The 26,370-nt window shown below is 67.9% G+C and carries 29 protein-coding genes, 2 tRNA genes and 2 pseudogenes; 14 read left to right on the forward strand and 19 right to left on the reverse strand.

The window, feature by feature from the left end; genetic code table 11:
• Nucleotides 1–238: 238 nt before the first annotated feature.
• The 3 genes from ACX28W_RS40985 to ACX28W_RS40995 all read left to right on the forward strand — a co-directional run bounded on the left by ACX28W_RS40985 (nucleotide 239) and on the right by ACX28W_RS40995 (nucleotide 1,635).
• Nucleotides 239–397, forward strand: coding sequence for a hypothetical protein (locus tag ACX28W_RS40985; protein ID WP_459005213.1), 159 nt, complete (start codon nucleotides 239–241; stop codon nucleotides 395–397).
• Nucleotides 394–771 carry a hypothetical protein gene (locus ACX28W_RS40990; protein ID WP_459005214.1) on the forward strand — a complete coding sequence of 126 codons (378 nt, stop codon included), beginning with the start codon at nucleotides 394–396 and terminating at the stop codon, nucleotides 769–771. Before ACX28W_RS40985 ends, ACX28W_RS40990 begins: the two co-directional genes overlap by 4 nt.
• Nucleotides 772–1,008: 237 nt before the next feature.
• Nucleotides 1,009–1,635, forward strand: a complete 627-nt coding sequence (locus ACX28W_RS40995) for a DUF4145 domain-containing protein (RefSeq protein WP_459005215.1) — start codon at nucleotides 1,009–1,011, stop codon at nucleotides 1,633–1,635.
• 4 nt (nucleotides 1,636–1,639) lie between these two features.
• On the opposite strand, the gene ACX28W_RS41000 is transcribed toward ACX28W_RS40995, so the two are convergent.
• Nucleotides 1,640–2,743: a TIR domain-containing protein gene (locus tag ACX28W_RS41000; RefSeq protein WP_459005216.1), complete on the reverse strand. Its 1,104-nt coding sequence runs from the start codon at nucleotides 2,741–2,743 to the stop codon at nucleotides 1,640–1,642.
• 1,047 nt (nucleotides 2,744–3,790) lie between these two features.
• On the opposite strand from ACX28W_RS41000, the gene ACX28W_RS41005 reads away from it, so the two are divergent.
• Nucleotides 3,791–3,864: transfer RNA gene (locus tag ACX28W_RS41005), tRNA-Met, on the forward strand.
• A gap of 93 nt (nucleotides 3,865–3,957) precedes the next feature.
• Here ACX28W_RS41005 and ACX28W_RS41010 read toward each other — a convergent pair.
• The 7 genes and pseudogenes from ACX28W_RS41010 to phoU form a co-directional block, all read right to left on the reverse strand.
• A pseudogene (locus ACX28W_RS41010) lies at nucleotides 3,958–4,161 on the reverse strand (hypothetical protein); the annotation flags it as partial.
• Between the two features lie 160 nt (nucleotides 4,162–4,321).
• Nucleotides 4,322–4,810, reverse strand: coding sequence for a hypothetical protein (locus ACX28W_RS41015; protein WP_459005217.1), 489 nt, complete (start codon nucleotides 4,808–4,810; stop codon nucleotides 4,322–4,324).
• Nucleotides 4,811–5,117: 307 nt separating this feature from the next.
• Nucleotides 5,118–5,849, reverse strand: coding sequence for a DUF2637 domain-containing protein (locus ACX28W_RS41020; protein WP_459005218.1), 732 nt, complete (start codon nucleotides 5,847–5,849; stop codon nucleotides 5,118–5,120).
• Nucleotides 5,850–5,971: 122 nt separating this feature from the next.
• Nucleotides 5,972–6,196, reverse strand: a complete 225-nt coding sequence (locus ACX28W_RS41025) for a hypothetical protein (protein WP_459005219.1) — start codon at nucleotides 6,194–6,196, stop codon at nucleotides 5,972–5,974.
• A gap of 391 nt (nucleotides 6,197–6,587) precedes the next feature.
• Nucleotides 6,588–6,836: an SCO4226 family nickel-binding protein gene (locus ACX28W_RS41030; RefSeq protein ID WP_459005220.1), complete on the reverse strand. Its 249-nt coding sequence runs from the start codon at nucleotides 6,834–6,836 to the stop codon at nucleotides 6,588–6,590.
• Nucleotides 6,837–7,007: 171 nt separating this feature from the next.
• Entirely contained in the window at nucleotides 7,008–7,160 is a 153-nt protein-coding gene (locus tag ACX28W_RS41035; protein WP_362067222.1) for a hypothetical protein, read from the reverse strand.
• A 154-nt stretch (nucleotides 7,161–7,314) separates the two neighbouring features.
• On the reverse strand, nucleotides 7,315–8,004 hold the full coding sequence (phoU, locus tag ACX28W_RS41040; protein WP_459005221.1) for a phosphate signaling complex protein PhoU: 690 nt from the start codon (nucleotides 8,002–8,004) through the stop codon (nucleotides 7,315–7,317).
• Between the two features lie 226 nt (nucleotides 8,005–8,230).
• Here phoU and ACX28W_RS41045 point away from each other — a divergent pair, with 226 nt between their 5' ends.
• Both ACX28W_RS41045 and ACX28W_RS41050 read left to right on the forward strand, forming a co-directional pair.
• Entirely contained in the window at nucleotides 8,231–9,508 is a 1,278-nt protein-coding gene (locus ACX28W_RS41045; RefSeq protein WP_459005222.1) for a sensor histidine kinase, read from the forward strand.
• Complete coding sequence (locus ACX28W_RS41050; RefSeq protein ID WP_009340348.1) at nucleotides 9,505–10,185, forward strand: response regulator transcription factor; 681 nt, start codon at nucleotides 9,505–9,507, stop codon at nucleotides 10,183–10,185. Before ACX28W_RS41045 ends, ACX28W_RS41050 begins: the two co-directional genes overlap by 4 nt.
• 73 nt (nucleotides 10,186–10,258) lie before the next feature.
• On the opposite strand, the gene ACX28W_RS41055 is transcribed toward ACX28W_RS41050, so the two are convergent.
• Nucleotides 10,259–10,948 (reverse strand): copper chaperone PCu(A)C, encoded by a 690-nt coding sequence (locus tag ACX28W_RS41055; RefSeq protein WP_459005223.1) that lies wholly within the window; start codon nucleotides 10,946–10,948, stop codon nucleotides 10,259–10,261.
• 705 nt (nucleotides 10,949–11,653) lie between these two features.
• Between ACX28W_RS41055 and ACX28W_RS41060 the strand changes: the two genes are divergently transcribed.
• From ACX28W_RS41060 to ACX28W_RS41085, 6 genes are all read left to right on the forward strand, one after another.
• Nucleotides 11,654–12,136, forward strand: a complete 483-nt coding sequence (locus ACX28W_RS41060; RefSeq protein ID WP_003953493.1) for a CarD family transcriptional regulator — start codon at nucleotides 11,654–11,656, stop codon at nucleotides 12,134–12,136.
• A 410-nt stretch (nucleotides 12,137–12,546) separates the two neighbouring features.
• On the forward strand, nucleotides 12,547–13,299 hold the full coding sequence (gene ispD, locus ACX28W_RS41065) for a 2-C-methyl-D-erythritol 4-phosphate cytidylyltransferase (protein ID WP_459005224.1): 753 nt from the start codon (nucleotides 12,547–12,549) through the stop codon (nucleotides 13,297–13,299).
• Nucleotides 13,289–13,795, forward strand: coding sequence for a 2-C-methyl-D-erythritol 2,4-cyclodiphosphate synthase (gene ispF / locus ACX28W_RS41070; protein ID WP_459005225.1), 507 nt, complete (start codon nucleotides 13,289–13,291; stop codon nucleotides 13,793–13,795). Before ispD ends, ispF begins: the two co-directional genes overlap by 11 nt.
• 192 nt (nucleotides 13,796–13,987) lie before the next feature.
• Nucleotides 13,988–15,388 carry a cysteine--tRNA ligase gene (gene cysS / locus ACX28W_RS41075; RefSeq protein WP_459005226.1) on the forward strand — a complete coding sequence of 467 codons (1,401 nt, stop codon included), beginning with the start codon at nucleotides 13,988–13,990 and terminating at the stop codon, nucleotides 15,386–15,388.
• 88 nt (nucleotides 15,389–15,476) lie between these two features.
• Nucleotides 15,477–16,418 carry a 23S rRNA (guanosine(2251)-2'-O)-methyltransferase RlmB gene (gene rlmB / locus ACX28W_RS41080; RefSeq protein ID WP_459005227.1) on the forward strand — a complete coding sequence of 314 codons (942 nt, stop codon included), beginning with the start codon at nucleotides 15,477–15,479 and terminating at the stop codon, nucleotides 16,416–16,418.
• Between the two features lie 144 nt (nucleotides 16,419–16,562).
• Entirely contained in the window at nucleotides 16,563–18,269 is a 1,707-nt protein-coding gene (locus tag ACX28W_RS41085) for a DoxX family protein (protein ID WP_459005238.1), read from the forward strand.
• 87 nt (nucleotides 18,270–18,356) lie between these two features.
• Here the strand turns inward: ACX28W_RS41085 and ACX28W_RS41090 are convergent, their stop codons facing one another.
• From ACX28W_RS41090 to ACX28W_RS41100, 3 genes are all read right to left on the reverse strand, one after another.
• Nucleotides 18,357–19,088, reverse strand: a complete 732-nt coding sequence (locus tag ACX28W_RS41090) for a nucleotidyltransferase family protein (protein WP_459005228.1) — start codon at nucleotides 19,086–19,088, stop codon at nucleotides 18,357–18,359.
• A 76-nt stretch (nucleotides 19,089–19,164) separates the two neighbouring features.
• Nucleotides 19,165–19,614, reverse strand: coding sequence for a hypothetical protein (locus ACX28W_RS41095; RefSeq protein ID WP_459005229.1), 450 nt, complete (start codon nucleotides 19,612–19,614; stop codon nucleotides 19,165–19,167).
• 259 nt (nucleotides 19,615–19,873) lie between these two features.
• Nucleotides 19,874–21,010 (reverse strand): ABC transporter ATP-binding protein, encoded by a 1,137-nt coding sequence (locus ACX28W_RS41100; protein WP_459005230.1) that lies wholly within the window; start codon nucleotides 21,008–21,010, stop codon nucleotides 19,874–19,876.
• 212 nt (nucleotides 21,011–21,222) lie between these two features.
• Here ACX28W_RS41100 and ACX28W_RS41105 point away from each other — a divergent pair.
• Nucleotides 21,223–21,296: transfer RNA gene (locus tag ACX28W_RS41105), tRNA-Thr, on the forward strand.
• A gap of 4 nt (nucleotides 21,297–21,300) precedes the next feature.
• Here the strand turns inward: ACX28W_RS41105 and ACX28W_RS41110 are convergent.
• The 6 genes from ACX28W_RS41110 to ACX28W_RS41135 all read right to left on the reverse strand — a co-directional run bounded on the left by ACX28W_RS41110 (nucleotide 21,301) and on the right by ACX28W_RS41135 (nucleotide 24,265).
• Nucleotides 21,301–21,738 (reverse strand): tyrosine-type recombinase/integrase, encoded by a 438-nt coding sequence (locus tag ACX28W_RS41110; protein WP_459005231.1) that lies wholly within the window; start codon nucleotides 21,736–21,738, stop codon nucleotides 21,301–21,303.
• Between the two features lie 96 nt (nucleotides 21,739–21,834).
• Nucleotides 21,835–22,428, reverse strand: a complete 594-nt coding sequence (amaP, locus tag ACX28W_RS41115; RefSeq protein ID WP_459005232.1) for an alkaline shock response membrane anchor protein AmaP — start codon at nucleotides 22,426–22,428, stop codon at nucleotides 21,835–21,837.
• 10 nt (nucleotides 22,429–22,438) lie between these two features.
• Nucleotides 22,439–23,128: a DUF6286 domain-containing protein gene (locus tag ACX28W_RS41120; protein WP_459005233.1), complete on the reverse strand. Its 690-nt coding sequence runs from the start codon at nucleotides 23,126–23,128 to the stop codon at nucleotides 22,439–22,441.
• Nucleotides 23,125–23,571, reverse strand: coding sequence for an Asp23/Gls24 family envelope stress response protein (locus ACX28W_RS41125; protein WP_459005234.1), 447 nt, complete (start codon nucleotides 23,569–23,571; stop codon nucleotides 23,125–23,127). The genes ACX28W_RS41120 and ACX28W_RS41125 overlap by 4 nt, the downstream gene beginning before the upstream one ends.
• Entirely contained in the window at nucleotides 23,568–23,795 is a 228-nt protein-coding gene (locus ACX28W_RS41130; RefSeq protein ID WP_459005235.1) for a hypothetical protein, read from the reverse strand. Before ACX28W_RS41130 ends, ACX28W_RS41125 begins: the two co-directional genes overlap by 4 nt.
• A gap of 38 nt (nucleotides 23,796–23,833) precedes the next feature.
• Nucleotides 23,834–24,265: an Asp23/Gls24 family envelope stress response protein gene (locus ACX28W_RS41135; protein WP_459005236.1), complete on the reverse strand. Its 432-nt coding sequence runs from the start codon at nucleotides 24,263–24,265 to the stop codon at nucleotides 23,834–23,836.
• A gap of 205 nt (nucleotides 24,266–24,470) precedes the next feature.
• Between ACX28W_RS41135 and ACX28W_RS41140 the strand changes: the two genes are divergently transcribed.
• A complete protein-coding gene (locus ACX28W_RS41140; protein WP_459005237.1) occupies nucleotides 24,471–25,250 on the forward strand; it encodes a hypothetical protein in 780 nt (259 codons plus the stop codon).
• 169 nt (nucleotides 25,251–25,419) lie between these two features.
• On the opposite strand, the pseudogene ACX28W_RS41145 reads toward ACX28W_RS41140, so the two are convergent.
• A pseudogene (locus tag ACX28W_RS41145) lies at nucleotides 25,420–26,345 on the reverse strand (aminoglycoside phosphotransferase family protein).
• Nucleotides 26,346–26,370: the final 25 nt, after the last annotated feature.

Below are 26,370 nucleotides of genomic sequence, written 5' to 3' on the forward strand. Positions count from 1 at the left end.
CCACCTCGGCCTACTCCAACTCGCCTGCAGCATCATCTGCTTGAGACGACTCCGAACCTCATTCTGAAACGATCAGTTAACCGCGGCAGGCCAGGACGGCACGTACCGCTGCTGGGCCGCGGCCTATCCGCTGCACGAGACCAATTCGGTCCTCTTGGGATCGCACGATGCGACGAGCCCCCGCCTCGCGGTGCGATGGCTTCGAGAGCGCGCGAGGAACGTCACGGACCAGCTCGACATGGCATACGCCCAGCCGGGCCGCTACTGGCTGCGGAACGAGACCGAGCACGAACGAGCCCTCGCCTACCTGACAACGGGCACGGCCTACCAACTCACCCTGCACGACGAGAACACGCGCTACGTCCTCGTGGCCTACCCGCAGGGAGCCGCCTCGTGAACGGATACACCCGCGGCTTCTGGTGCGAATGCTGGACCGAAGACCTCACCAAGGCACGACAGTCGACCTTCCGCGGCTCCTTCGATGCCCACTCGGCCGGACAAGCAGACCGCTGGATAGCGATCGCACTGCGCACCATCACGCCAGCCCTGGACCCCAGAGCCTCCGACGAAGCCTGGGACTGGCTGTACGAGGGCCGCATCGAGACGAGAAGGGCTCTCCTGTGCTCGGAACCCTGCACGGTCACGATCAACCAAGGCGGCACACGCATCACTTGGACAGCCCGACCAGCGCTCTTCCTACCCCTGGCGCACCGGCGAAGCCTTGAACTTCCAACCTGCGCATACGACTTCAAGCCCTGCACCAAGTACTGAGTTACAACTTTCTCTACCGGTTCAAGGCGGCTCGCTCCGCTCCCCGCGCGCGGCCCGGCCCCCGGCCGGGCCTGCGCTCCTGTCTCCGCCCCGCTCCAGCCCGGCCGGCACCCGTGCCGCGCGCACAGCAATCCGCCACCTGTTGCCAGAGAAGGGGTACGTCGTGGCTGGGGCCTCTGTGGACCCTAATCTGCGAGAACACCGGTTCGGTTGCGGTCAACTCCTTACGATGTCCTTATGGCAGAAGCATCCGACCGCGTTGGAATCAACATCCTTGCCACGTGCGGTACCTGTGATCAAGTGGTCATGGCGGTGGTGGAAGGAACGCTGATCGAGAGAAATCAAGAAAAAGGACTTCCAACTCTTCTTCAACTCGCACGATGCCTTAAATGCGGAGATGGCCTTCTCGCCTTGGAAGAGGACTATGGGAACGGCTGGGATGGGGACTCAGTCACAGTTTGGCCCAACACCCAAAGAGTGCTCAGTTGGCTCATCCCTGAATCACTGAGACGACAGCATGAGGAAGCCCATCGTTGCTTTTCAGTTAAGGCGTATACGGCTACCGTTGTCATGGTGCGTCGAACATTGGAAGGAGTATGTATCAATCAAGGCGTTAGTAGGCGATCGCCGCTGATGCGTATGCTGGAAGAGCTGAAAGAAAGCGGCAAGATCGACGGGCGCCTTCTGGAATGGAGTCAAGCTCTCCGAATGCTAGGAAACGAAGGCGCACACTATAGCGACAAGCTCGTGACTCAAGATGATGCCGCCGATGCCCTTGCACTCGCAGAAGCGTTGATGGACTACCTGTACGTCTACTCGGCACAGTTTGATAAGTTCAAAGAGCGGCGCGAAGCCAAGGGGTAATGCATCAGCGGACAGACAAACTTCGCCACCCGTCAACCGTCTTAATCGCATCCTGCAACTTAGTGAACCCGATCCTCCCTGGCTTGATTGCCTTCCTCAATGGAACGCTCATAATTTCCATGGTCTTCAACATCTCCAGAATTTCTGCCAGTCCGTCCACGAAGGCTTGAAGGTCCGAGGAGCCTTGAGTGATATCCCCGATGATCTTTTCTGCGATCTCGGCACCGTGTGAAGTGTTGACGCCAACCAGTTGGCCTACCATCGAGCGCAGTAGAGCATCTGCGCTGGTGACTGACTGCGCGAGGGTGGCGGCGCTACTCTGAAGCTTCAGAGACGGCTCTTCTACGGCCTTCGCCATTGTCACCGATTGTGCCCGCAAAACCGCTGGCGAAGTGACGCCGAACTTTTTCATTTCATCCTGAACGATCGTGCACCACGTAGTTAGATCTTGCGTGGCCTCCTCCATTTCGGGCGTAAGGCGTTCTCCGATCTGATTCAATTCGTCAAAGTGTTGAAAAAGGTCAAAGTCTTCGTCGCTGCCCGCCGCCTCAGAGGTAGATCCACCGACTTCGACGTCTGCAAGGCTTTTCTCTGCGCGCGAGATGACGCTAACAAGCTTGTCGGTGATTCTCGAAAGCGCCTCCCTCCATTCTCTGGTCCCACGGCCAGCCAAAAAAGCTTCTTCCAGGTTTTCGAATTGCAGGGACTCGATCAGTCGCACTTCAGGCATTTGGCTATCCGAGGTAATGCCGCTCGCCCCGAGGATTACGATAGGGAGAATCAGGTATCCGGCTCCCAGTAGTTCCGCGGTTCCGTGAAAAGCGTTCAATTCTTCGCGGCAGGCGGGGCGATTGAAGTATTGCATCGTGATGATGGGCATGAAAATGGAGGCCCCTCGCAGCTCGGAGTCGATTCTGCGCCTCCAATCTGATCCCCAGCCGATGCTTTCTCGGTCAAAGAAAATCTCAAGCGCGCCGCCCGTCTTGGCGACATAGAAGCTCCGCAAGTCTTTGGTGAAGTGCTCTACTGCCTGGTTAAGCAGCTCGTCATCAAGATGTGCGTAGCTCACAAAAATTCGGTTTCCTTGACCAGTGGGGCTGACGTCCATGTTTCCTCCGCTGTGCGGTTTGTGCGTGCTGGCAGGATGCATTGTGCCGCTTTGGTGGTCGCAAGGTAGGTAAAACCAAAAAGGATCAAGGTTCAGCAGGGGGCATGTCCGACCTATGCCAGATCCCGCGGGTAACCATGGGAAACACGGAGATGCAGTCGGCGGCCCACTGGGTGCCAGCGCCGCTTCGCCGCAGGCCAAGCCGACCCAAGGCGAGGGCTCCGAAACCGTCGTCACGGGTCGGCCGTCGCGACTTGCTCTGGTCGACGACACCAGTAACGTGGCTGAGGCCGGTAGGGGTGCAGCGAGACATACGCGCGCCTGGTCAGTCGGCTGACCCGCCGTCGTGGCTGACTGTCGTCGGCTGAGGCTCAGACGGGCCGTATCGAAGATGCCCGCCATCAGCCGACCAGCAGACCGCGAACTGATCGAAGCTGGGCCGTCCCTGGGCCGTCCGACGCCAGTCGGCGGCAACCAACAACGACCAATGACGACCCCTCAGGTACGCACGAGAACTCCCCTGACCAGCGAAAAAGAAAGCTCACCAAGATCCCCGACAAGACCCAGGGCAAGAAGAAGTAAGACGGACTGATCAAGCCCCCTACCGGCGGGTTCTCCGCTGGTAGGGGGCTTTTGGGTGGGCCTGGGCCGTCCCTCTGCGGCGCGGCCTGCCTCCTGTCTGCGCCCCGACTGGCCGCGCCCGTCGGCGCGCTACGTGCAGCGGGCAGAAGGTGGGAGAAAACCCTCTGTGGCAGGGGCGGTCGGCTCCACGCTCGACCGGTGGCTCGGGGCTACTCCTGCCAGTCGGCTGTGGCGGCAGCGCGCTCCTGCCACAGCGTCACACCCGGACCACTCGGCTCCCAACGGTGGCAGAACTGCCTCAGAGCCTCGCATCTGGCCAGCATGGCGGCCCTGCGGACCGGCCAGGGCGGACTCACGGCCCGGCCGTCGGTGAGGAAGCGGCAGCCACGACCGCCGACACCTCGCGGAAGGCTGTCGATCATGGTCTCGGGGTCGGGATAGTTGGCGTAAGATGGAGCAATACGACGCGGGGTGGAGCAGCTCGGTAGCTCGCTGGGCTCATAACCCAGAGGTCGCAGGTTCAAATCCTGTCCCCGCTACTGAAACCTGAGGGGCCGGCACGATGTGCCGGCCCCTCAGGTGTGTCCAGCCCCGGGGCACGCGGCGTTACAGCACGCGCGCCGCTGCTGTGATCAGGGGGTGAGGTCCCGTACGCGGACCGGTTCGCCGGTCCACCGGTGCGGGGCGGTGGTGGCGATGATCGCGCCGTCGGGACGGTCCTGGGTGGGCTGCGCCGTGTACTGGCTGTGCGCCGCGGCCCAGGTCTTCTGCCGGGCGAGGGCCAGGGCGGCCGCCAGGTCCAGGTCGAGGACGGTGATGCCGGGAAGGAAGGCCAGTTACTCGGCGCCCAGAAGATTCTGGGCGATACCCAACCCGACCCCTGATCTCCCAACAACCTCGCAGACGCTCGCCGGGGCAACCGCCCATGTACTGCAGCGCCCTCCAGAACCTTCGTAGCGACCGCTATGACCTCCCCAGGCCGATCCACATTCAGAGCTACGGATCAGAAGGTGGCCGTACCGGCCGCCAGTTCGGGGGCCAGGGCACTTCCTGTAGAGATGTCATCTCGGCGACCCCCAGACCCTGCCGGGCCTGCTCGTAGAACGCGGCCCGCGCAGACCTGTAGTCGCCGAAAGCTTCGGCCCAAGTTGTGGTGTCTCCCGGCATCTGCCCGCGAGCCAGCCATTCGAGGTGCCAGAGGCACCGGTTGAGTGCTCGCACCGCATCAGCGGTATCTGCGTCGGCGAGCAATCTCATGGGTTCCACCATGGCTGATCGTCGGCGCTCGGCGGTTGCTGCTTCTTCCAGCGCACCGTTGGTTGATTCAAGGGGTGCCGGGTGATCGGTCAGGTTGCGGCCGGCGGCCAGTCGCAGGTAGTAGTTGGCGCACTCCTTCACCGCATGACCGTAGTCGCTGTAAGCCTGAAGCAGACGCTCGTCCCAGCGCGTTGCCTGCTGTCTACGCCACCGACTTCGCTCAGTCATGGCTCCAGCGGCGTACGACATCACGCCGCCGACAACTACCCCAAGAAGTGTCGGTAGTTGGTCCGCAAGTCCACTCACTTGCCCCCCCGGTTGCTCAACTACTTGGCACTCATACCCGTGCGCAGGCTGCCGGCCTTCATGGACTCACGGATTTGATCCCCGCCGGGCCGTCTGTGGGCCGTCCGAGGCCGCTCAACAGTGGCCGACGCAAGAAGAAGCGAGAAGAGCGATCACGCCCCCTACCCGCGGTTCCACCGTGGGTAGGGGGCGTGTTGGTCGTGCCGGGGATGTCTCTGGCCGTCAGTAATCAGGAGCGAGCCGTTTTCGGGGTGGACGAATCGCTCTTGGACGCAGAGGGCTCCGGAGGTGCGGGGCAGGGGCGCTGCCGGTGGCGGGACATGCTCTGGCGTGGTGGCCGGGTCAGGGTGATTTGCCTGACCAGTTGCTGGAAGCAGGCCAGGGACGCGAGGGCGGGTAGGGCTGCTGCGGCGATGCCGGTGAAGGTCCTGTCGGCCTCGGCCACGCAGAGCATCATCGCCATGGAGGAGAACAGCAGGACGACGAACCACGAGTGCAGAGCGCGGCGTTGGTGCAGGGCCGTCCGCAGGATGGAGAGCGAGGCCACCATCCAGGGGCCGTAGACCAGGAGAGGCCACCAGGGAAGCGTGCCGCTCTGCGTACCGGACGCGATGCGCTGCAGCGGTGCGTAGGCCACCATGCCGCCGAAGACGCTCACTATCGACACGATGACGGCAGAGAGCGCGGCGATCACAAAGCTGACGGTCTGCAACCACGTGAAGCGGAGTTTGCGGACTCTCACCTTCCGATGTCCGGCGGAAGAGCGTCGGATGGGCGGCAGTTCGGCAGTGATCTGTGCCAGGTTTTCCATCGGGTCGCCGGTCAGGACGACACCGGATGACGGCTCGCTGCGAGGTGGCGGCACGACACCCGCCTGCTCCGCCGCCGCGGCATCCTGCAGGAGATACGTGAGTTCCTCGACCGGGTCCCAGCCCTGATCCAGGGAGGCCCCCGAGTGCATGGTGTCGACAGGGCTCCTGTGCCGGCCGGTACGTGACCCGGGGGGATATGTATCGGGATACCGTTCATCTTGTGTGAAGGAGAGATCCGGGTAGTCGTCATTCACGGGAATCCGCCCCTCCGTCACGTACGGGAAGCGTGGCAGCCGGAGCGTCCTTGGTCGTTCCACCGCCGGCTGAGTTCCTCCTGGGCCGCGTCCAGCAGCGTCAGAAACTCACTGAGCAGCGACTCGGTGGCCCACAGCTCGACCCGCGCACCGCCTCCGTGCAAGGTGCCGCAGGCGTCAGGTGATGAGTACGCCGCGGCAGGCGTGTAGGTGTAGCGCCCCGCTGTCACAGCACGGGGCACGAGCAGATTCTCCGCTGCGACTCGGGAGTGGGGCGAGCCAGGAAGCCTTACTTTCGTCATATTCCGCTAACGCTGCCCCCCTCCTCCGGATGCGCGCCAAATGAGTGAGCGTAATACGCGAAAGCGTTAACGAGGGCTCTATTAATTAATCCAACCGTACCGGGCCCGGTACGGCGAAGATTCAAGCGGGTTGTCTTTTGAATTCTCGGTCAGGCATAAGTATTCGCGGTCGCCGGACAGGGTTCGGAGACATGTGGCCAGATCGCGGAGGGAACCGGCCTCCCGGGCCCTGGGGCACCTCCCACGCCCTTGAGGCAGTGGGGGAGCGCCCAAGACCGTTCGGGGCGTGCGGCTGAGCGGACGCACGCCCGCTCAGTCCAGAGGAACGGTGTCAGATCGACAGCGGTACCGGATGGATCTCGTCCGCCTTGTGGCCGGCGCGTTCGTGGATGCGCTGGACCGCTTCGGCCGACGGGGCGTCGGAGAGGCAGTAGACGGTGCCGGACTTCGGGTCCGCCCATGCCCTCTCGAAGTGCACGCCCTCGTCCTTCTCTATGGCGAGGTCGGCCTTGTGGGCTGCTCGTAGTTGGTCGGCCGTGATGCCGGTCATCCCGTGGTGTACGTCCATGTACTGAGCCATGGCCTCGTACCTCCCTTTTCGAGTGTGCTTGCCCGCTCCCTCGCTTCCACTCCTTCTCTTTCTTCCTCCTCCTTCCTTCTCTTCCATGCTGCGCCTGCACGGCGGTAGGGGGCGAACGTAAGCAGAAGGGCCCCGTCAGGTGACGGGGCCCTTCTGCGCGTACGTACGTGATCAGCCGCACTGACACGGATTGCCGGACTGGCATCCGCACTGGCAGCCGGAGCCGCAGCCGCAGGCGCCGAACAGGGGGAGGCTCTTGACCTCGGCGGGCTGTTCGGTGTCGCGGTCCCGGGTCGGGTCGGGCGTGGCGGGGGAATCGGCCATGAGGTCCTCCCTCAATGAGGCCTCGAAGAGGCAAGAAGCGGCAATGAGGCATCGAGGCTGGTGCCTGCCTCCCATTGCATGCCCGCCCCGCCGGGCTCATCAACGGCGCATCAACGGCGCATTGAGGTTCGCGTGCGCTCCCGGAGTGGAGAGGTCAGGCCCCCTCCACTCCCGTCACCGGCTGGATGTCCTGCTGGAGCTCGTCCGCGTGCTCGCCCGTCACCAGGTACACGACGCGCTTGGCGACGGACACCGCGTGGTCGGCGAAGCGCTCGTAGTAGCGGCCGAGGAGGGTGACGTCGACAGCCGTCTCTATGCCGTGCTCCCAGCGGTCGTCCAGCAGGTGCTGGAAGAGCGTGCGGTGCAGGAGGTCCATCTCGTCGTCGTCCTGCTCCAGCTGGAGGGCGAGGTCGACGTCCTTGGTGATGACGACCTCGGCCGCCTTGGCCATCAGGCGCTGGGCGAGCTGGCCCATCTCCAGGATCGTGGCGTGCAGGTCCTGCGGGACCGCGCGCTCGGGGAAGCGCAGCCGGGCCAGCTTCGCCACGTGCTGGGCCAGGTCGCCGGAGCGCTCCAGGTCGGCGGACATACGGAGCGAGGTGACGACTATGCGGAGGTCCGTCGCGACCGGCTGCTGGCGGGCCAGCAGAGCTATCGCCCGGGCCTCCAGCTCGTGCTGAAGGTCGTCGACCTTGTCGTCGGCCGCGATCACGCTCTCGGCCAGCTTCAGGTCGGCGTCGAGGATGGCCGTCGTGGCGCGTCCGATCGCCGACCCGACGAGCCGGGCCATCTCGACCAGGCCCTCGCCGATCGAGTCAAGTTCCTCGTGGTACGCGTCACGCATCTGGTTGTCCCTCTCATACGTCAGTTTGGGGGTCTGGGGGCTGGGCTGCCTCTACCGCCGGGCCGGGCCCGTTAACCCCACGCTCCCAAGGTCGGGGTCGTACGCGTCCGTTTCCGTCACCCCAAATGAACCAACTCTAGCTCCTAGGTGAACTCTGGGCGACGAGTGTTCGAGCTCGCACCTCGATGGCTGTGGCCTGGCGTGGCGACATGCCTAACCTGGGGGCATGGACGTGAACGCGGCAGTCGCCGCAGCGGCAGCGATCGCCGGAGTACTTACCGGTGTCATCGCCATGCTGGCGTTCCGCTGGAGCGAGCGCGACCAGAAACGCCCCACCCGCACCTCTCTGCATACCGACCCGGTGCTTCCGCCGGGCGTCGACACGGTTCTCTCCGTACTCCGGTCCTCGGCCGTCGTACTCGACGAGGCCGACGCCGTGGTCAAGGCCAGCTCCGCCGCGTACGCCCTCGGGCTGGTGCGCGGCGGCAAGCTCGCCGTCGAGCCGATGCTTCAGATGGCGCGTGACACCCGTCGGGACGGGGAGATACGCCAGGTGGAGCTCGATCTCCCGAGGAGGGGGACCGGACGGGGGGAGGCCCTCGCCGTCTCCGCACGCGTGGCGCCCCTCGGCTCCCGGCTCGTGCTTCTCCTGGTGGAGGACCTGACGGAGGCCCGCCGCATAGAGGCCGTACGGCGCGACTTCGTCGCGAACGTCAGCCACGAGCTCAAGACTCCCGTCGGCGCGCTCTCCCTTCTCTCCGAAGCTGTCATGGACGCCTCCGACGACCCCGAGGCCGTCGAGCGCTTCGCCGGGCGCATGCAGATAGAGGCCACCCGGCTCACCAACCTCGTACAGGAGCTCATCGACCTGTCGCGAGTGCAGAACGACGATCCCCTCGAGGACGCCGAGCCCGTACGTGTGGACGAGCTGGTCGCCGAAGCCATCGACCGGTGCCGCCATCAGGCCGGCACCAAGCAGATCACCATGGCCGCGGGTGGCACCGCCGACCTGAGTATCTGGGGGAACCGGGGCCAGCTGGCCGCCGCCCTCGGCAACCTCGTCGAGAACGCCGTCAACTACTCACCCGCCCGAACCCGGGTGGGCATAGCCGCGCGCCGGGTGACCGCGCCCGGCGGAGACCTCATCGAGGTCGCCGTGACCGACCAGGGCATCGGCATCTCCGAGAAGGACCGAGAGCGCGTCTTCGAGCGCTTCTACCGCGTCGACCCGGCCCGCTCCCGCCAAACGGGCGGTACGGGCCTCGGTCTCGCGATCGTCAAGCACGTGGCCGCCTCGCACAGCGGGGAGGTCACGGTGTGGAGCTCCGAGGGACAGGGCTCCACCTTCACTCTGCGGCTGCCCGAGGCGGCCATGGCCCGCGACCGCGTGACCGACCACCACATGCCCGGACTCGACGAAGAGGACGAGACCGAGCAGCCCGACGGGACGACCACCGTCACATCCCCGTATGAACCGCTTCCTGCCCCGGAGGTCCTTCCGTGACCCGTGTGCTCGTCGTCGAGGACGAGGAGTCCTTCTCCGACGCCCTGTCGTACATGCTCCGCAAGGAGGGCTTCGAGGTCGCCATCGCGACCACCGGGCCCGACGGACTCGACGAGTTCGAGCGCAACGGCGCCGACCTCGTCCTCCTCGACCTGATGCTGCCGGGGCTGCCCGGCACGGAGGTCTGCCGCCAGCTGCGCGGCCGCTCCAACGTCCCGGTGATCATGGTCACCGCCAAGGACAGCGAGATCGACAAGGTCGTGGGCCTCGAAATAGGAGCCGATGACTACGTCACCAAGCCGTTCTCCTCGCGCGAGCTGGTCGCCCGTATCCGGGCCGTCCTGCGCCGTCGTGGGGAGCCCGAGGAGGTCACTCCGGCCGCCCTCGAGGCCGGTCCGGTCCGGATGGACGTCGACCGCCACGTGGTCACCGTGTCCGGCTCCAAGGTCGACCTCCCCCTGAAGGAGTTCGACCTGCTGGAGATGCTGCTGCGCAACGCGGGCCGCGTCCTCACCCGCATGCAGCTCATCGACCGGGTGTGGGGCGCCGACTACGTCGGCGACACCAAGACCCTCGACGTCCACGTCAAGCGCCTGCGCGCGAAGATCGAGCCGGACCCGGGAGCGCCCAGGTATCTGGTGACCGTTCGAGGCCTCGGCTACAAGTTCGAGCCGTAAACCGACACTGAGTAGGACGTACCTACGGCAAAGGGCGGCACCCCTCGGGGTCCCGCCCTTCGTGCGTGGTCGGTCAGTGTTCGGAAGCCGACTCCGAGGCCGTCCCCGTGCCGGCGGCGTCAGTGGCGGTGTCCGTGGCCGTTGCCGTGGCGGTCGCGTTCGACGACGCCTCGCCGTTCGGCGTGCCCGACTCGGACGCCGAGGCCGACGACTCCGGCGACGTGGAGGCGGTCGCTCCCGGCGCCGCCGGGATCTCGCTCGGTCCCCACTTGGAGAAGTAGCTCTCGGCCGGGACGACGAACGCGCGCAGGCTCACGTCACCGGTCTCGCTGAAGCTGAAGGTGACCTTCTGGGCGTTGCCGTCCTTGACGGACTCACCGGGGTCGGTCAGCGCGGCGGAGGCGTTGTTCTCGCCGCCGAGGATGACGGAGCCGCCGGCCGGGATGGTCAGCTTGCCCTTCCCCTCGGCGGGCGTGATCTCGGCGCTGCCGTCGCCCTCGACGCTGATCGTGTCCAGGGTCTGGTCGGTGGTGCCGTTGTTGAACAGCGTCGCGGAGATCACCGCCGGGCCCGCGGACTCGGTGTCGGGCTGGGTGATGACGAGGGCGTTCTGGATCGCGATGTTGCCGACGCTGGTCGCGGCGTTGTCCGGCTTGATCTCCAGCGTCTGTGCGTTGTTGCCGGCGCCGCACGCGGCGAGCGAGGCGATCGAGAACGCGATGGCGGCGGCGGCGAGAGCGCCGCGTCGAAGGCTGCTGCTCACGGCTGCGGCAACTCCTTGAACGTGGGCGAAGCAGGACGGCTTCTGTGTAAAGCCGTCCTAAGGGTCTGTCAGCGGCTTTAGGTTACCGAGCCGTTCCCGTGCCACCGCACCCGACCCGCCCCTTGGCTCCCTCAGGCCCCGTCGCGCCGCCCGTACGCCCCGACCGGCGCGTCATTCGGACCATGTTCGGGGCCGCGGTTCGGGACAGTGGTTCGGGCCGCCCCATCGGCTACACGTCATCGGCTACTCGTTCGCCATTCACATAAGTGCCCATGAACTCCGCTTGCGGTTTTCCGTAAGGAATCCAGGGAATCCATGGCGGGTCCCGAAAATCGATCAAACGGATCTTCGGCAAGATCGCCGACGGAGGACTCGCCGACAGGAGACTCGCCGACCGTGATCAATTCCGGATTCGTCTCGTACCCGGCTCCAGGCGCCGAACGGAGTAGCGGAAGTCGAGCTCTTGGGTGCGGACAAACCAGGATGTTCAGACCCTGGTCAGGAACTTGCGGTGTGTGTAACGTACGCGTTTCTCCTGCCCTGGACAGCCGCTCCCACCTGCGAATACCCTCCTCCGCTCGCCTTCCGCAGCACGTTCCTGTTGCGGTTGTCAAGCCCCGAGATATGCCCTGACCTGCGAAAACGCCATTCAGAAGCCGCCGTTTCCGTGTTACCCTGGATAGCCACGGAAGGGGTACCTGTCACATGACGTTCAAGGTTGGCGACACCGTGGTCTATCCCCATCACGGGGCCGCGCTGATCGAGGCCATCGAAACTCGCCAGATCAAAGGCGTGGACAAGACCTACTTGGTGCTGAAGGTCGCCCAGGGCGACCTGACGGTGCGTGTGCCAGCGGACAATGCGGAGTTCGTCGGCGTGCGTGATGTGGTCGGTCAGGACGGGCTGGACCGGGTCTTCGAGGTGCTGCGCGCGCCGTACGCCGAGGAGCCCACGAACTGGTCGCGTCGTTACAAGGCAAATCTGGAGAAGCTCGCCTCCGGCGATGTCATCAAGGTCGCGGAAGTCGTACGTGACCTGTGGCGTCGTGAGCGCGAGCGCGGACTCTCCGCCGGTGAGAAGCGGATGCTTGCCAAGGCCCGGCAGATCCTGGTGAGTGAGCTCGCCCTCGCGGAGAATACGAACGAGGACAAGGCCGAGGCCCTGCTCGACGAGGTTCTCGCGTCCTGACGCGGGAGCGGGAGTCGTCGCCGAGACAGCAGTCGTCTTGACGTACGCACCAGCCCACGCAGCTGCGCAATGAATGCCGCGGTGCCCGATGACGTAATTGCTGATGCTGATGATGCAATTGCCGTCGCCGGGCGCTGCGGCATGTTCGTACCCGCGCCCTCTTCGGATTTCCCGGATGTTCACACTTCACACCGGCGCTCAATCCGAATCTTCGTACCCGCACCCATTCGGGAACCTGCGTCCCCGATACTTTGCGTGCCGGGCCCGGGCGGCTTGCTCGACCGGATGTCACGGAAGGGTCCGGTCAGGGCTCGCGCCCGGCACACCCCCAAGCTCTCGACTGCGCTCGAGCAGGGGGCACGCCCAGGCCATACCCACGTAGGTCGAGCACACAAACCTGACAGGAACCGATGTCTGACGATTCACGCTCTTCGCTGTCCGGGGTGCGCACTGCGGCCGTGATTCCGGCCGCCGGACGGGGCGTGCGCCTCGGTCCGGGCGCCCCCAAGGCGCTCCGCGCGCTGAATGGCACGCCCATGCTCATCCACGCGGTGCACGCCATGGCCGCGTCCCGTGCCGTCTCGCTGGTCGTCGTCGTGGCCCCGCCCGACGGCGCCGCCGAGGTGAAGACCCTGCTCGACGCCCACGCGCTGCCCGAGCGCACCGACTTCCTGGTCGTCCCCGGCGGGGACAGCCGCCAGGAGTCCGTGAAGTACGGGCTCGACGCGCTGCCGCCCGGCATCGACATCGTGCTGGTGCACGACGCGGCCCGGCCGCTGGTGCCGGTGGACACGGTCGACGCGGTCATCGAGGCCGTACGCGACGGCGCCCCGGCCGTCGTACCGGCGCTGCCCCTCGCGGACACCGTCAAGCAGGTCGAGCCGGCGAGCGTTCCGGGTGCGCCCGAGCCGGTCGTGGCCACGCCCGAGCGGGCCCGGTTGCGTGCCGTGCAGACGCCGCAGGGCTTTGACCGCGCGACCCTCGTACGGGCCCACGAGACCGTCACCGACAACGTGACCGACGACGCGAGCATGGTCGAGCAGCTCGGGGCGCGGGTCGTGGTCGTGCCGGGGCACGAGGAGGCCTTCAAGGTGACCCGGCCGCTCGACCTCGTCCTTGCCGAGGCGGTTCTCGCGCGCAGGAGGGCGAACGATGGCTTCTGACGCACCTCTGCCGACGCCTCCGCTGCCGCAGGTGGGTATCGGTACCGACATTCACGCCTTCGAGGACGGGCGGGAGCTGTGGTGTGCCGGGCTGCTGTGGGAGGGGGAGGGGCCGGGGCTCGCCGGGCACTCCGACGCGGACGTCGTCGCGCACGCGGCGTGCAACGCGCTGTTCTCGGCGGCGGGGCTGGGGGACCTCGGCGCTCACTTCGGCACGGGGCGGCCCGAGTGGGCCGGGGCGTCGGGGGTCGCGCTGTTGACGGAGGCCGCGCGGATCGTGCGTGCGGCGGGGTTTGCCGTCGGTAACGTCGCGGTTCAGGTCGTCGGGCCTCGGCCGAAGATCGGAAAGCGGCGGGACGAGGCGCAGAAGATTCTGTCGGAGGCGGTGGGGGCGCCGGTGTCGGTCTCCGGGGCCACCACGGACGGTCTTGGGTTTCCGGGGCGGGGGGAAGGGCTGATGGCGGTGGCTACGGCGTTGGTGGTGCGGGTGGGGTGAGGGAGCCCTTGGGGGCTCCGCCCCCAAACCCCCGCCAGGGGCGCTGCGCCCCCTGGACCCCCGCCTTCGCCCGAGCGGAAAGGCTGCCGCCGCGTATGCGCTGAAAACCTTCGGCCCCCGTATGTCACGAATACGTGTGCCTTGCGTCGGAAGGGTCGCGGGGCACTACCCGGGGGCCACTACCCTGGAGTGGTGACTATTCGCCTGTACGACACCAGTGCCCGGCAGATCCGTGACTTCTCCCCGCTCAAGCCGGGTTGTGTCTCGATCTACCTGTGTGGTGCCACCGTGCAGGCCGCACCGCACATCGGGCACATCCGGTCGGGCCTCAACTTCGACATCATGCGCCGCTGGTTCGAGTACCGCGGATATGACGTGACGTTCATCCGGAACGTGACGGACATCGACGACAAGATCATCACCAAGTCGGCCGATCAGGACCGCCCTTGGTGGGCGATCGGGTACGAGAACGAGCGCGCGTTCAACGACGGTTACGACGTGCTCGGTTGCCTGCCGCCGACGTACGAGCCGCGTGCCACCGGGCACATCACCGAGATGGTCGAGATGATGCGCGGCCTCATCGAGCGCGGTCACGCGTACGAGGCCGACGGCAACGTCTACTTCGACGTGCGCTCGTACGACGGGTATCTGCAGCTGTCCAACCAGGAACTGGACAACCTGCTCCAGCCCTCCGGCGAGGGCGAGACCGGCAAGCGGGACCCGCGCGACTTCGCCATGTGGAAGGCCGCCAAGCCCGACGAGCCGACCTGGGAGACGCCGTGGGGGCGGGGGCGTCCGGGCTGGCACCTGGAGTGCTCGGCCATGGCTCACAAGTACTTGGGCAGCGCGTTCGACATTCACGGCGGCGGGCTCGATCTCATCTTCCCGCACCATGAGAACGAGATCGCGCAGGCCAAGGCCTTCGGCGACGAGTTCGCCAAGTACTGGGTGCACAACGCCTGGGTCACCATGAGCGGCGAGAAGATGTCGAAGTCGCTCGGGAACTCGGTGCTCGTGAGCGAGATGGTCAAGCAGTGGCGGCCGATCGTGCTCCGCTACTACCTCGGCACCCCGCACTACCGCTCGATGATCGAGTACAGCGAAGAGGCGCTGCGCGAGGCCGAGTCGGCGTTCGCACGCATCGAGGGCTTCGTGCAGCGGGTGATGGAGAAGGCCGGGGGAGTCGTCGAGCCCGCCGCCGAGGTACCGCCCGCCTTCGCCGAGGCCATGGACGACGACCTGGGCGTCCCGCAGGCCCTCGCCATCGTGCACACGACCGTGCGGCAGGGGAACTCCGCCCTCGCCGCCGACGACAAGGAAGCCGCCGTCGCCCGCCTCGCCGAGGTCCGGGCCATGCTCGGCGTCCTCGGCCTCGACCCGCTGGACGCCCACTGGGCCGGTGAGGCGGACCGCGGCGAAGACCTGCACGGGGTCGTCGACACCCTCGTACGCATGGTCCTCGACCAGCGGGAGGCCGCCCGGACCCGCAAGGACTGGGCCACCGCCGACGCCATCCGCGACCAGCTCAACCAGTCCGGCCTTGTCATCGAGGACAGCCCGCAGGGGCCGCGCTGGACGCTCGGGCCGCGCTAGCAGCTCCCTGAGTGTGCCGCCCGGGCCTCCGGGCGGCACACTGCTTATACGTACATACGCACGCTTCACACAGACAGACAGGTAGGTCATGGCCGCTAACAACCGCCGCATGTCCGGCAAGAAGGGCGCGCAGGTCGGCAGTGGCGGCCAGCGACGCCGGGGCCTGGAAGGCAAGGGCCCGACCCCGCCCGCCGAGATGCGCAAGGGGCACAAGAAGAACCGCGTCGCCAACGCCAAGGCGAAGCAGGCCGTGCGCCGTCCCGTGCAGCGCGGCCGGGGCGGCAAGGGCACGTCCGAGATGGTCGTCGGCCGCAACCCCGTCGTGGAGGCGCTGCGCGAGGGCGTGCCCGCGACGACGCTGTACGTGCAGCAGTTCATCGACAACGACGAGCGGGTGCGCGAGGCGCTCCAGCTGGTCGCGGAGCGCGGCGGCATCCACCTGATGGAGGCCCCGCGTCCCGAGCTCGACCGCATGACCAACGGACTCAACCACCAGGGTCTCGTCCTCCAGGTCCCGCCGTACGAGTACGCGCACCCGGAGGACCTCGTGGCCGCCGCGTACGACGAGGGCCAGGATCCGCTGATCGTCGCGCTGGACGGCGTCACGGACCCCCGCAACCTCGGTGCCGTGGTCCGGTCCGTCTCCGCCTTCGGCGGCCACGGTGTCATCGTGCCCGAGCGGCGCGCGGCCGGTATGACCGCCGGCGCCTGGAAGACGTCCGCCGGCGCCGCGGCCCGTACGCCCGTCGCCCGTGCCACCAACCTGACGCGCGCCCTGGAGGCGTACAAGAAGGCGGGCATCGTGGTCGTCGGTCTCGCCGCGGACGGCGAGGCCGAGGTCGGCGAGCTGGCGGCACTGGAAGGCCCCGTTGTCATCGTCGTCGGGAGCGAGGGCAAGGGCCTGTCCCGGCTGGTCGGGGAGACCTGCGACTACCGGGTGCGGATTCCGATGCCGGGTGGCGCGGAGTCGCTGAACGCGGGTGTGGCGGCGGGAGTTGTGCTGTACGAGGCGGCTCGACGTCGGGCCTGAAATCCGTCACGACACCCCACTGCGACGGGCCTGAAATCCGTCGCAGTGGGGTGTTCCGGACGTTCTGGATGACCTTGACGCGGTCCGGACAGATCGACGCGGTCAAGGCAGTGTCCTAAACACACGTCATTCGGTTAGATGAGTGTGGACACCAGAACACCCCGCACACCCACGGGGGACCGCTCGTCGGGATTCGACGACGCTCCCGCGCTGAGCATGGTGAAGGTGCCGAGCGATCCGGCGCAGGTCATCGTCAATCATGCGAGCTTCCGCGTGCAGCTGGGCGCTGCGACGCGGAGTCAATCCCCCCGCATCGCACGGCACTTGAGTGGTGCCGCCGACACCGCGCGGATCCCCGTCGTCGGTACGACGGGTAGAGCGGGCGCGGCCGGCCGCCGCCGCGCGCCCGTCGTCTGGAGCGGGAAGTCCGCGCCGGACGACACGGGTGCCCACCGGCTGCTGCAGGCCGTGCGAAGCACCAGCCTGCGCCACGGTGCCGCGGCCCCGGCGGGCGACGCCGGCGCGACCCAGGTCATCCCACGCATCGACGAACACGACGGCTACGACGCCGACACGACCGGCGACATGACCGTCGACACGGTGGGGGCGCCCCTCGTCGGCAGCCAGCGGACCCACGCTCCCGGCGAGACCCGTCTGCTGCCGAACATGCGCAGCGTGGACAGCGCGTACGACGAACCGAGGTACGCGGACGACCAGTTCGCGGCCGACGAGTACGCGAGCGGCGAGTACGCGGGCGACGAGGGCGACGAAGGTGATGTGCCGAGCAGGCGGCACGCCTCCGACTCGGTCCGCCACGCCTACTACCCCGGCCGCCGCATGAACCTCGGGGTGGTGCTGCTCCCCCTGCGTGTCTTCCTCGGGTGCATCTCCATCTACGCCGGCATGGGCAAGCTCTGCGACCCCCTCTACTTCGACGGCGGCAAGCGCGGCTCCATGGTGATGTGGCTGAACACGCTGCACCCCTGGGACGTCGCCGAGCCGCTGCGGCAGTTCGCGCTCCAGCACCCCGTCGGCTCCGGGCTGGTCATCGCCTTCCTCCAGGTCATCGTCGGCGTCCTCACCGTGCTCGGCCTGTGGCAGCGGGTCGCCGCGGGCGTCGGCGCGATGCTGTCGGCCGCGCTCATCGTCACCGTCAGCTGGAAGACGGTGCCCGCGTACGACGCGCCCGACATCATCTACCTCGCCGCCTGGTCCCCGCTGATCATCGCGGGCGCCCCCGTCTACTCCGCCGACGGCCGTCTCGCCGGCGAGGCCTGGCGCACGCTCGGGCCGCGCGTCGACATCTGGGAGCTGCGGAGGCGCGTACTGCGCCGCGGCGCGCTCGTCACGACCGTCGTCGTCGGGCTCACGCTGCTCGTCGGTTCGCTCCTCGGCGGTGCCGTCCGCGACGCCGACCGCGTGGTCGTGCCCGGCCCCGGCGAGGCCCCGCGCAACGAACTGCCCGGCTCGGCGCTTCCCGAGACGCCCGACGAGAGCCGGCAGAAGTCCACCCCGCCGTCGGCCTCCGCCGAGGCGCCCACCCAGGGCAGTTCCTCGTCGCCGTCGGACCCGGCCACCACGCCCGAGGAGGTCCGCGAGACGGGCGGCACGGTCACCAGCGGACCCACCCAGACCCAGGGCGGCGGCGCCGGCCAGGCCCCGCCCCAGCAGTCCGCACCGGTGGAGCAGGCCCCGAGCACGAGCGTGGGCCCGACGTCCAGCGGCGGCACCGGATCCGGGGGCGCGGCTTCGGGCGGCACCGGCTCCACGGGCGGTTCGAGCGGCGGCGCCGGCGGATCCGGCTCAGGCTCCGGCGGCTCGGACCAGCTCGTCGGCGGTCTCCTGGGGTAGCCGGCTCCAGGGCGGCACACGGTACGACGACGGGGCCCCGCACCTACACGGTGCGGGGCCCCGTCGTCGTACCGTCGACAAGCTCGCTCAACGCCCCAGGGCCGCGAGCTCCTTGGCTGCCTCCGTGAGGTCCTTCGCGGTGTCGATGGCGCGCCAGTACGCGCCCTGCGGGAGCGGGAAGCCGGCCAGGCGGCGTTCGCGGGCCAGGTGCGGGAACGTGGTGCGCTCGTGGTCGCCGCGCTCGGGGAGCAGGGCGGCGAACTCGGGGGAGAAGACGTAGACGCCCGCGTTGATCTCGTACGTGGTCGGCGGGGCCTCGATGAAGTCCGTGATGTGGCCGAAGCCGTCCGTCTGCACGGCGCCCCACGGGATGCGCGGGCGGGCGAGGGCGAGCGTCGCGACGGCGTCGCGCTCGGTGTGGAAGTCCGCCATGTCGCGCAGCGAGAAACGGGTCCAGATGTCGCCGTTGGTCGCGTACCAGGCCTGGTCCGGGTGGGGGAGGTGCGCGGCCGCGTACTTGAGGCCGCCGCCCCGGCCGAGGGGTTCCGTCTCGACGACCGTCGTCACGTTGACCGGCAGATCGGCCGTCTCCAGCCAGTTCTGGAGGACGCCGGCGAGGTGACCGCACGACACGACGACGTCGGTCACGCCCTCTTCGGCGAGCCACGTCAGCTGATGGCCGATGATCGGGGTCCCGGTGCCCGGGATCTCGACCATCGGCTTGGGCCGGTCGTCGGTGTAGGGACGCAGCCGGGAGCCCTGTCCACCGGCCAGGACAACGGCTTGAACGGGGCGCGACGCGGCGTTCGGATCGGTCATGCCCGAACTGTACGTGGCGCCCCGTCGGCGGTTTCCGGCGGCAACCGTTCCCGGATGGCGGCTCAGAGGTGACGGCTCAGAGGTGTGTGGCCGCGACCCCCGATGCGAAGGATGTGTCGCAGACGGGGCGCGCGAAGGACTGGGCGCGCGTCGGGCCGTACACGCGGACCGCGGCGCGGCCGAGGGCGCGGGCGATGGAGACGCAGTGCTTCGCGAGCGACGGGCGGCCGTTCACCGCCTCCTGGAGGTGGGTGAGGGCGACGCCCGGGTTCTTCTCCTGGAGCTCCAGCAGGAGTCGGTCGCGCAGGACGTCCTGCGGGGCGCGGGAGGCGGCGCGGGAGGAGACATCCGTCGAGGAGGCGGTGAGCACCGAGTCCGAGGGGTTCCCCGACCAGTTGACTCGGGTGACCGCGAGGGTCCCGGAGAGCACCAGGACGACAGGAAGAACGAGGGCGAGGGTGCGGCCGATCCGGCGGGCGGGGCCACGGCCGAGCCGGGTCCGCTGGTTAGTGGTGGAGTGCTTCACGCGAGTGAGGGTAGCGCGGGGTGATGATTTGGCGACATTTAGTCACCGGTTCGGGGGACAAGAAAGCCCCGGATTTTGGGTAACGCGTTGACGCACACATATCGAAATGACCGGTCTGCCGGGGTATTTGTCGACAACGAAGAGGGCCCCGCAGCACGCTGCGGGGCCCTCTTCGTCAACTTGGGTGAATTCGACCGTGTCGCGGTTTCCGTCCCCCCGACTTGCGCGAGGCGCGGCAGCGCCAGGCGCGTCAGGCGTGTCAGTCGGAGAGGCGCTCGCCGGTGGAGGTCGAGAACACGTGGGTCTCGCCCGGCCGCGGCACGACGTGCAGCGTGGCGCCCTTGTCCGGGACCGCGCGGCCGCTGACACGGACGACCAGGTCCGTGACCCTGTCGTCGACCTTGGCGCTGCCGTAGACGTAGCCGTCGGCGCCGAGTTCCTCGACGACGTTCACCGTGACGGCGAGGCCGGCCGGGGCGTCCTCGCTCTCCTTGGCGAGGGACTTCGCGGCGCCGTCGCTCTGCTCGACGATGTCGAAGTGCTCGGGGCGGACGCCGACCGTGACGGTGCGGTCGCCCTTGTCCGCGGCGGCCTTCAGGGCCTCGCGGTTCACCGGCACGACGCTGTTGCCGAACTTCACGCCGCCGTCCGTGATCGGGACCTCGACGAGGTTCATGGCCGGGGAGCCGATGAACCCGGCGACGAACAGGTTCGCGGGGCGGTCGTACATGTTGCGCGGCGAGTCGACCTGCTGGAGCAGACCATCCTTGAGCACGGCCACCCGGTCGCCCATGGTCATGGCCTCGACCTGGTCGTGGGTCACGTACACCGTGGTGATGCCGAGGCGGCGCTGCAGCGACGCGATCTGCGTACGGGTCGAGACGCGGAGCTTGGCGTCGAGGTTGGACAGCGGCTCGTCCATGAGGAAGACCTGGGGCTCACGCACGATGGCGCGGCCCATGGCGACGCGCTGGCGCTGACCGCCGGAGAGGGCCTTCGGCTTGCGGCCGAGGTAGTCGCTGAGGTCGAGGATCTTCGCCGCGTCCTCGACCTTCTGGCGGATCTCGGCCTTGTTGACGCCGGCGATCTTGAGCGCGAAGCCCATGTTGTCGGCGACCGTCATGTGCGGGTAGAGCGCGTAGTTCTGGAACACCATCGCGATGTCCCGGTCCTTCGGCGGCAGGTGCGTGACGTCGCGGTCACCGATGCGGATGGCGCCGGCGTTCACGTCCTCGAGCCCCGCGAGCATGCGGAGCGAGGTGGACTTGCCGCAGCCGGAGGGACCGACGAGGACGAGGAACTCGCCGTCCTCGATGTCGATCTCCAGAGCATCGACGGCGGGCTTCTCGGTGCCCGGGTAGATCCGGGTCGCCTTGTCGAACGAGACAGTGGCCATGGTGAGGGCCCCCTTCACCGGCAGGAACGTGCCGGACGATCCGTTGTAAAGGTGGTGGTGTAGTCCACACGGGTGAACTGGGTCAGGACGGTACCTGGCGTTCACCTGGTCTGTCAGTACCTGGGACGCTGTGAACTTCGCGGAAATTTTCGAGAGGGCGCGGCTGTGACGTGGGTACACTGCACGGGCACGTACGTGGCACGCGCGTGCAGGCCTCCTTAGCTCAGCTGGTCAGAGCGCCGCTCTTGTAAAGCGAAGGTCGTCGGTTCGAATCCGACAGGGGGCTCTGGTCAACCCCGCTCAATACCGCGCTGACCTGGGTTTTCTTCCCCGGGGAGGCGCCCTGTTCGGCCTTGGACTCCTCGTCCGGGGCCGTTTGCGTGAGCGGATGCGTCACCAGCACCTGGCTCAGCTGCGGATTCTTCGGCACCTTCCGGCACCTGCTCGCCTCCGGCCTCCTCGACGTCGTCGGGCCCCGTCTCAACCGCGGGCTCGCCGGCGTCGTGCGGCCGCCGTGCTCGCGGGACGATCCGGGCTGCGGCCTCGGCGATCGCCAGATCGGTCTCCGGAAGCAGGCTCGTGTACGTGTCGGCCGTGATGGTGATGGAGGAGTGGCCGAGCATCTCCTGGATGTCCTTCAGATCGGCCCCAGCCGCGTGAGCGAGTGTCGCGGCTCCGTGGCGCAGGTCGTGCAGCCGGATCGGCGGGAGGCCGATCTCTTCGAACAACTCTATGAACCGGCGTGTGACGTTGGCGGGGTGCAGCCACTCGCCCGTTCTCCCGTGTGAGAACGCGGCTGGTCTCCACCCAGGCGCTGCCCATTTCTAGGCGGTGCGTTGGGCGCGGTGGCGGACTTCCCGGAGTCGGACCTTCGACGGGAGGCGGTCCAGGCCGGCCGAGTCCCGTGCGTGTGCGAGTGTTTCCCGGCTCAGTCGCCCCAGAGTCCGCGCTGGATCCGCGTGAGGCTCCAGCAACAGCCGTACGCGTACGGTGGGAGCAGTACGTCGGCCCGTCAGCCGGACATGAGCCCGTGAGACCCCGTCCAGAGCCTGCGCCTCTTCCTCGATCACGTCCTCCAGCGTGCGGCCGTTGAGTCGGGCCGCCGTGCCGTCTTCGCTGTCGACGAGGACCTGGCCCAGGCGGTGTCTGCGTTGTGCAAGGAGCCACCACAGCAGCAGGGCCAGCAGCACGGCGAGCACCGCGATGACGGTCGGCCACCACCAGCCCTCTTCCCGCCACCGGGTGCGTCCCTCGGCGCCCAGCACCACATCGTCCGGCCCACGGAAGGGCCACCAACCCGGCATGCCGAAACCCCAGCGGCGCTGCAGATCCAGCCCGCCCAGCAGCACGCCGCCGCCCAGGGCCAACAATCCAAGGCCGAGAAGCCCCAGCAGCACCCGGTTCACTGTCTTGAGCATCAGGATCACCTCAGCCCTTCTTCGGGCGCCGGACGTGCACGGTCAGCTTGGGTTGCCGGGCGAGACCCAAGAACGTCACGGCTTCGCCCAGCGTGGCGTCCAGGTCCGCGCGGACCTCCTCGAGATCGCGGAAATGTGCCCGTGCCCGGGCTTTGACCTTCCGGCGGCCGACAGCGATCCGTGCCGACTGGACACCGGGCACCTGCATGGCCCGGTCGCGCAGAACCAGGGCGGCCGCGCGGCGGTCGAGCCCGGCGCGGACCTCCTCTGTCGCGGGGATACCGGTGGGCTGCCGCATGGGCAGCAGCCTGCGCAGACCCGGCGTCACCGCCAGCAGGAAAAGCCACAGGCCGAGGGCCATCGCCAGTGCGGCCCCGACGATCATCCAGATGTCATCCAGGGGCCGTGTGGCCAGTTCCTCAGCGAGCCGCCGCCGCCAGCGCATCGCAGACCGGCCTGCCCGCACCGAGACCACGTCGTACAGGAGCAATCCAATGGCCGCGGCGGACAGCAGGGCCACCATGGCCGCGGGAATCCGCCGCGCAGACCAGAAACGGCGCGCCGAACGGCCTGATTCATCGATCGCGGCCGTCGCGCCCGCGCCCGTCCCCGGGGTGCCATCGGCGTGCGGAGCTGCCTGTCCGGAATCGGAGGGAAGGTCGCTGTCACCGGTCGGCTGCCGCCAGGTGTTCGCGCTCATCTCACCCTCTCCTGGTTCGTGTGCCGCGCATGCACCGAGTGCAGCCTCTCGACCGACACCACGAGGTCGGACACCTCCATGCCGGCCCATGTCCTGAGCCGTTCGGTGACCTCCCGGCGCACTGCGGCGCACTGCGCCCCGATGTCGGACGGATAGCCGAGTTCGACGGTGATGCGCAGCTGTGCCTCGCCGAGCACCGCCTGCCGTCTGGCGGCCGACTCGGCGTCTCGTCCTGCGGTATTCCGCTCCGGTGCCCGCCGCGCGGATGTGGTCACGTGTGGCGTCCGGCGGCCGGGTGGTACGTGGCCTGCCGACTCGGTGAACCGGCTCAGCGCCTCGCGCGCCACGTGGGAAGCGATCTTCGCAACGACCCGGTCGGTGACGGTGGTCGCACCGCGCTCCCCGCGGGGAACTCCCGGACGCCGATCGGCTTCACCGGTCACTGCCGCCAGTCTCCCCGCGTCTGTCGCCGGTCATCGCGGATCCGCTCCTGCCGGTCTCGGCGGCGGACGAAGTCGCCCGGTTCGAGATCACCTTCCATGAACCGCCCGACCACGAGACCGACGACGCCCAGCACCAGCACCAGCAGGAAAGCCCAGAAGTCACCGAAATACGCGGCGAAACCCAGCGCCATTCCGGCCATCAAGCCCACCACGGCCCTGCTCATCACGCGCTCCTTCACTCAAGCGGGCTGCTCCGCCCCGGCTACTGGATCCGCTGCCGCTCTTCCCCTTCCTCCTCCTCGTCGGGCAGCTTCACGTCGCTGACCGTGATGTTGACTTCCACGACTTCCCGACCCGCCATCCGCTCCACTGCGGAGATGACGTTCTCCCGGACCGCACCGGCCACGTCCGTGATCGAGACGCCGTAGTCGACGACGATCTCCAGATCGATGGCCGCCTGCAGCTCTCCGACCTCGACACTGACCCCGCGCGTGGCGGATTTGCCACTACCGGCGCCGGGCATCCGCTCCCGCACGGATCCCATCGAGCGGGCGAATCCGCTGCCCAGGGCATAGACGCCGCGCACGTCCCGTGCCGCCATTCCGGCGATCTTCTCCACCACCACATCGGCGATGGTCGTCCGGCCTCGAGAACCGGGCGCACCGCCGTGCCTTACGCCGGTGTTCTCAGTCATCGGGATATTCCTCCCTTAAGAGGCCCACCTGGCACTCACCTTTCAGATTATATTCGTTTTAGTACGTTTTGCCCGAATTAAGGACCATGGGGCGGGATGGTCAGCCGAGTGGCCTGAGCACCCCTGCCCGCAGCCCTCGCGGACACTCCGGCGCAGTGCGGCAGGAAGAGGACCGCGGCCATGGAAGAAAGGGGGTGAGAGGCCGGTGAAAACCGAGGCATGGACGCAGGCAGTACGGCACCAGCTCGACCTGGGCCGGCTGCTCCCGCTCGGCGGGCCCGACGACGGGACATGGATCACCGAGCAAGCGGCCGTCCGGGCCCTCGCGCGCGCGGCCGCTGAGATTACCGGTGTCCGGCTGGAGACCCTGCGCATCGGGTCGGCACCGCTCGAGCCCGTGTCCGAGCCGGCCGTCCGTCCGCCGGCCAGCGCGCTACCGCCTGGCCCGCTCAGGATCGAAGCCGCCTTCACAGCATCCCTCGGGCAGCCGCTGCCGGAGACCGCCGACCAGTTGAGGAGCACGCTGCTCAACGCGGCCGCTGAACGGCTCGGCCTGGCCACAATGACAGCTGACCTGCGCGTCATGGATCTCCATGAGGGCCCGGAGACGGGCCCGGAGACAGGCGTGAAGTCGCGGACCGCATCGAGGGCCACGAGGCCCACGCCGGAAGCTGCAGCCGCGCGAAGCTCGCCCCCGGTGACCGGAACAGGATCCATGCGGGGGGCCGTCGGGGAGCTGGCGGACGTCGCGACGGGTGTTCCGGGCGTCGCCCGCCTCACCGCCGTGCTGGGCAGCCGCCCGGTCAAGGTGGAGGACCATGACGATCCACCCGGCCGACACATCGAGGTCCAACTCGCGGTCGCCCCCGGACACCATCCACTGGAAGTAGCCCGCGCCGTCCGGGCCGCCGTAGCCGACGCAGCCACCACTGACACCCCGGGCCCGGTCACCGCGGCCGTCCTCATCACAGAAACCGCGGCCTAGGTGTATTGATCACGAGCGTTGTTGACACTGGTCGGGTCTTGAACGTGGCGAAGGCCTCCGGTGTGGTGGGAGCTGTCTAGGAACTCACCGCACGGAGGATCAAGGATTCGATCCCACTTGTAAAGCGAAGGTCGTCGGTTCGAATCCGACAGGGGGCTCCAACAACTGATCAACGGCTCGTACGGCGCTTTCGGCGCAGCCGTCGCCCGATCTCCAGCCGGCCCGCCTCCAAGGGGCGCCCGTCCTCGATCTCCCACAGAGTGTTCTGCAGGACGCGGCCCAGGCTCCACGCCCGGGCCCGCTCCCGGTCCAGCCCCATGACGTCGGACATCGCGTCGAAGCGCCAGCGGATCTCGTCGGGCTCGAAGCGGTTGGCCAGCGCGGGCAGGAGATCGAAGCCGGGGTCGCCCGCCAGAGGCTTGGGGTCGATGGCGATCCAGCCCTCGCGGTCGTCGGAGGCGAGGACGTTGTCGTAATGGAGGTCCCAGTGCAGGAGTCGGTCACCGGGCTCGGGCGGCGGTCGGCCAGGTCGGGGATCTGCCGCAGGGCCCACGGCACCTGCTCCAGCATCGCCGCCGCGATGCCCCCGAGCCGCCGCAGTTCTACCGGGGCCGGTACGGCGGTCAGGCGGGCCAGCAGCCGTGCGATGACGAGGACCGCCTCGCGCGTGTCCGGCACGGACGTCAACATCCTGGTGTGGTCGAGCCGTTCGAGCAGCAGGGTGCAGGTGGCCGCGTCGTGCGCGAGCAGGCGTACGGCCCCGGCGCCGGCCCAGACGCGCAGCGCGACCGGTTCCCCCGCGCTCTCCTCGTCGAGGAGCTGGAGTTTGAGCACGGCCGGGGACCCGTCGGCCCGCAGCACGGGGAGGACCAGGGCGGCCACGCCGTGCAGGGCGGGACCGTCGAGGCGCAGCTCCCAGCGCTCCAGGAAATCCGCCGCCCGCCCGGGGAGCGCGCTGATGAAGGCGCGACCGGCCGCTCCGTTGTACTTGTGCTGTGAGGCGGCCAGTTCGTCCGGAACGTCGATCACCTTGGCGACCCTACTTAGAACTCCTATCGGAATGACTTCAGGCGCCGCCAGCAGATGAGTGCGCATCCGAGGGTGAGGAAGGCTTCGTGGA

It is taken from the genome of Streptomyces sp. SD15, from assembly GCF_054462255.1.